The sequence below is a fragment of the Pseudomonas sp. P7548 genome, assembly GCF_013386585.1.
Taxonomy (GTDB): Bacteria; Pseudomonadota; Gammaproteobacteria; order Pseudomonadales; family Pseudomonadaceae; genus Aquipseudomonas.
Genome location: NZ_JACARO010000134.1, coordinates 1 through 5074, shown reverse-complemented (window position 1 = coordinate 5074; position 5074 = coordinate 1). Strand labels below are relative to the sequence as shown.

Here is a 5074-nt window from a genome sequence, read left to right as displayed (position 1 = left end):
GGATTAGAAACGTGAGGTGGGTATCGGTTAGCCAGAATGGGTAGCCGGTTGTTTCACCCAAGAGAGATGTAACGTCTAGTGCACTACCGACTTGCCAGCCTCTGTATTTTGAGTCGCATACCAACAGAATTAGATTGTTTTCGCTAAAGAGTGCTTTTTAAAAGTCCTCATCATTGCCTCTGATGTAAACATTTGGATTGATCAATGAAATGTCCTTAGAGTTGAATTCGATTAAAGAGTGTTTGTTGGCGGCTTTAAAGTGAAGTTGGCCGTCTTTTTTTGTTATTTCTACTGCGAAAGTATCTCTGTTTGGTATGTTGAGTATTTTTAGATCGCTAATTTCATAGCAGTCAATGCCGAGCCTGCAGACGTTGTAGCCCTTGTCTTTTCATTTTTCCGGTAGGACGTCCGGGAACTCAGGTATGTCAAATCCAATTCCCAGCCTCGGTCGGTCATTGTCTATTTGTAGCGATAATAGAAAAATTTCACCTATCTCGACAGGTTGACTGAAGATTTTTTCAAAAAATATAGTGTTCTCTATTTCATTCCAATATTTCATTATTTCCCTCTAAGGTAATATTTTGTTTTTGTGCCGATAACTTTTCCGTTTCGGGTTGCTCAATAGATGTTAAGTTGAAGTGTGTCGTTTGGTCTTCAACTTAATTTCCAGCAACAGAGGCATGTCTGCGGCGTGGTTGACTGAGTTCAATGCGCGCGAATAGCAGGCGACCGCCTGTTGGTGATACTCCGATATGCTTTGATGAACGCCATTCAGCTCATGTTCTATTAGGGCAATGTGGGAAGCGTCGGTCATGCGCGATGCTTCCATATGGGAGAGGCGTCTGAGACAGCCCTGCCCATCAGGGCACTAACGAAAAAATTCATCTGCAATCCTTCGTACTGTTTGATCAGGCGAAGGACTTTGCAGAGGTTTATAAGGGAAAGAAGTCGGCGTTATTCGCCAGGAATGCTAGGAAGATTCGCGAAAGCCTCGGGTAAACCGAGGCGTTGGTGTAAGGGATGGATTACAGGTTAAAAAGCCTTACAGCTTCAATTGCCCAATCGCTTTACTCAATTCCCCAGCCAACGTTGCCAGCTCATTACTGGTCGTCGCCGAGTCCACGGTCTGCTGCACGGTATTCTCGGTGACATCACGGATGCTCACCACCGCGCGGTTCATCTCTTCGGCGACGTGGCTCTGCTGTTCGGCGGCGACGGCGATCTGGGTATTGCTTTCACGCATCTGCGCGACCGCTCCGGTGATTTCGGCGAGTGCGGCGCCGGCTTCTTGGGCTTGCTGTACGCAATCGTCGGCCTTGAACGAGCTTTCCTGCATGAAGTCCACGGCATCGCGGGTGCCGGCTTGCAAGGCCGAGACCATGCGGGTGATTTCGTCGGTGGAGCTTTGCACGCGCTTGGCCAGGTTGCGCACNNTGGTCTGCTCGGCGATGCTGTGGATCACCCCGACCACGCCGTTGATCTTCTGGCTGTCTTCGGCCAGTTTCTGGATCATTTCGGCGGTCTGCTGCACACCGGTGGACAGGCCGGCAATCGAGCGTTGTACGCGGGTGACCACCTCCTGGCCGCTGCCGGCAAGGGTGTCGGCGGTCTGGGACAGGTCGCGGGTGGCGCCGGCGTGTTGGGCGATGTGGTAGACGGTGGCCGTCATCTCGTTGATCGCGGTGGCGGCCTGGTCGGTTTCGCTTTGCTGGCCGAGCATGCCGTGCTGCACCTCGTTCATGCTGCTGGCCAGGCGTGCGGCGCCGTCGTCGAGTTGCTGGGCGGTGCGCGCCACGGTGCTGACTACCCGCTGGTAGCCGGCCTGCATGGCATTGAACGCGGTGGCCATCTGGCCGACCTCATCCTTGCACGCCAAGGGTACACGCGCCGACAAGTCGCCGGTTTTCTCCACGTGCAGCATCACGTCCTTGAGCGTATTGAGCTGGCTGAGCAGGAAACGGATCAGCAGTTGTGAGGCGCCGAGCATCGCCAGCATCAGGATCGCAACGGCGACGGCGTAATTGGCAAAACGATCACTGAACACCTGGCTTAGGCTGGGCGCGTAGGCCAGCACGGCGAGATTCTGGCCGTCTGCACGGTTGATCACTTCAGCACCCAGCAGCGGATTTTCACCCAGCAACGGCATGGGGTTGAGCTCGACCCAGCCGCTGGCGCTGCTCAGGGCTGACAGATCTTGATCGGCCAGGTGTGGGGTTTGGCCACGAGTAAACGTCAGCCAGTGTTCGCTTTTGGGGAGCGCTTTTTCGGTCGGCCAGGCAGCGAGCAATCGCCCTTGAGCCTGCGCCGAGGCCTGGGACGCATCGCTGCGTGCCTGTTGTTCGAGCTGCACTGCGTACAACACCAGCAGCAATGTGGTGATGAAAGCGACCGCGTTCACGGCCCAGAATTTGTATTTCAGCGAGATATTGCTAAGCCAGGCACCCATGGAAGGTTTTCTCTGATAGCGGAAACAGCATTGGCAAGGTGCCATTATTGTGCCGCTACTCAGGAAGCCGGTTTTGACATGGGTCAATGCGCCGCATCAGTCCACGCTGGGCAGCCCAAAAAAGCGGCGGGCGCAGGCGGTGCTGTGCTGGGCCAGGTCTTCCACGCTTTCGTGGCGATGCAGAGCCACTTCGCGCAGTACTTCCACCAGATACGCCGGTTCGTTACGGCCGTTTTTCGGCTTGGGACGCAGGGTGCGCGGCAGCAGGTAAGGGGCATCGCTTTCCAGCATCAGGCGGCCCCGGGGAATTTCCCTGACCAGGGGGTGTAGGTGCGTCCCACGGCGTTCGTCACAGATCCAACCGGTGATGCCGATATGCAAGTCGAAGTCGAGGTAGCTGAACAGCGCCTGTTGTTCCCCCGTGAAGCAATGCACCACGGCGGCGGTGAGGTGGTCGCGATAGTCCTTGAGGATCTCCAGCAGGCGCTGATTGGCATCGCGCTCATGGAGAAACACCGGCAGCTTCAGCTCGACGGCCAGGGCCAGGTGTTCTTCAAGGACTTTTTCCTGTTGAGGGCGTGGGGAAAAATCACGGTTGAAATCCAGCCCGCATTCGCCCACTGCCCGCACGCGAGGTTCGCTGAGCAAACCGCGCAAACGTTGGGCGCTGTCGCCGTTCCAATCGCTGGCGGAATGAGGGTGGATACCGGCCGTACTGAACAGGCGCTGGCCGCTTTCGTCGAGTTTTACGCACAGTTCCAGGGCCTGTTCGCTGCCATCGACACTGGTGCCGGTGAGCACCAATTGTTGCACGCCGGCAGCATAGGCACGCTCGAGAACAGCCTGGTGCCTCTCGTCGAAACTGGGGTTGGTCAGGTTGACGCCGATATCAATGAGTTGCATGGTGCTACCTCCGCCTGCGGTCGGAAAGCATATCAGAGCTGTAGATTTATAAGAAAATCGAAGAACTACAACGAGTTATAGCTGTCTTTGAACGTCGCAAGTGACATTGCGTTTGGCTGACTGCCTTACCTGTGCCACCGTTGCGCGCCTTGCCAGCGCATAAAGCGCTCTGTTTCTGACACCCAGCGTCTCGTTTTTCGCGAGGGCGTTGGCCAGTATTCTTTCCGGAGAGCGGATGATCCGACCCTCGGCGTTGCTTATGTTGTGCCTGACGTTATCGCTGCCCATGGTGGCGGTCGCGCGTCTGGACGGGCCGCTGGAAGTGACCAAGCCCGGCAAGGTGCGGGACCTGGCGCAAATCCGCTCCAGCCGCACTCTACGCGTGCTGGTCAACCAGAGCCGCAACAGCTCCGGTGAAATCCAGGGCCAGGCCATTGGTATCGAATACCACCGCCTGCGTGCGTTCGAGCAATACCTGAACGGCCACGCCCGTGATGGCGAAGAAATTTCCCTCAAGATCATTCCCAAGGCCAAGGATCAACTGCTGGGTGCGTTGGCCCGTGGTGAAGGCGACCTGGTAGCCCCCGGTGAGTTGCTGGATGTGAAGGCGGCGCACAAGATCAGCACCAGTGACCCGATCGCCAGCGATGTGCCCTTGTGGTTGGTGGGCGTCAAGGGGGAACGCCGGTTCACCAAGCTCGAGCAACTTTCCGGGCGTACCCTGGCGCTGACCACCGGCAGTGCGGCTGCGGACGCAATCAGCCAGGTCAACCAGAAGCTGGCCCTGCACAAGCAGCCGCCGGTAAAGGTGGAATGGGTCGACCCGACGCTGGCCGTTGAAGACGTGCTGGAGATGGTACAGGCCGGAATCTTTCACCTCACCATTGTCGAAAAACCGATAGCCGAGCGCTGGTCGAAGATCCTGCCCAAGCTGCGCTTTGACCGGCAGGTGGCGATCAGCGAGCCGGGCGACGAGTATTGGTTTGTCCGCCAGGACGCTTCGATGCTGCGGGCCAGCATCGACCGCTTCCTCAAGACGTATCGAACGCCGTCCGACCAGGATGTGGCCTTTCAACGCATCTACCGTCGCCTCTACCAGGTCCGCAACCCCTTGGCCCGGGCCGACCGCCAGCGCCTGGAAAAATTGCGCCCGGTCCTGCAGAAGCATGCCCGCGAGCAGGGCATGGACTGGCTGAACCTGGCGGCGCTGGCCTTCAAGGAGTCGGCGTTTGATCCGGGGGCGCGTAACAGTGGCGGACCGACCGGCCTGATGCAGATCACGCCGTCCGCAGCGCAGCGGGTAGGGGTCAACAATATCGAAAGTCTCGACAGTAATGTGCAGGCCGGTGCGCGCTACCTGGCGATGATCAGGCGCAAGTTCTTTGCCAGTCCCAAGCTGAACGAGCGTGAGCGCATGGCGTTTGTACTCGCCGCCTACAACATGGGGCCAGAGCGCGTGCAGGGTATGCGCGCAGAAGCCCGGCGCCGAGGGCTGAACCCCAATCAGTGGTTCTTCCAGGTCGAGCGTATTGCCATGGAGCAAGTGGGGATGGGCGGCGTCAGCTATGTTAATAGCGTGAACAAGTACTACTTGGCGTTTGATCGGGAGCGGGAGTCCCTGGAGCCGCCAGCGGCGAAAGTCGCCTCACGTAAGTAATCTAATTTGTCGATATGAATTAGGCATTTTTTCGGCTTTTATCATTGTTTAATCTGATTAATATAGCG

General features: G+C 57.2%; 3 protein-coding genes. 1 reads left to right on the top strand and 2 read right to left on the bottom strand.

Going from position 1 to position 5074, the window contains the following annotated elements:
* Positions 1-1042: 1042 nt before the first annotated feature.
* Positions 1043-2446, bottom strand: coding sequence for a methyl-accepting chemotaxis protein (locus tag HX803_RS31375; protein WP_178925963.1), 1404 nt, complete (start codon positions 2444-2446; stop codon positions 1043-1045).
* A gap of 96 nt (positions 2447-2542) precedes the next feature.
* A complete protein-coding gene (locus HX803_RS31370) occupies positions 2543-3349 on the bottom strand; it encodes a TatD family hydrolase (RefSeq protein ID WP_178925962.1) in 807 nt (268 codons plus the stop codon).
* A gap of 235 nt (positions 3350-3584) precedes the next feature.
* Here HX803_RS31370 and HX803_RS31365 point away from each other — a divergent pair, with 235 nt between their 5' ends.
* Complete coding sequence (locus HX803_RS31365; protein ID WP_178925961.1) at positions 3585-5006, top strand: transglycosylase SLT domain-containing protein; 1422 nt, start codon at positions 3585-3587, stop codon at positions 5004-5006.
* The last annotated feature ends 68 nt before the right edge of the window (positions 5007-5074 follow it).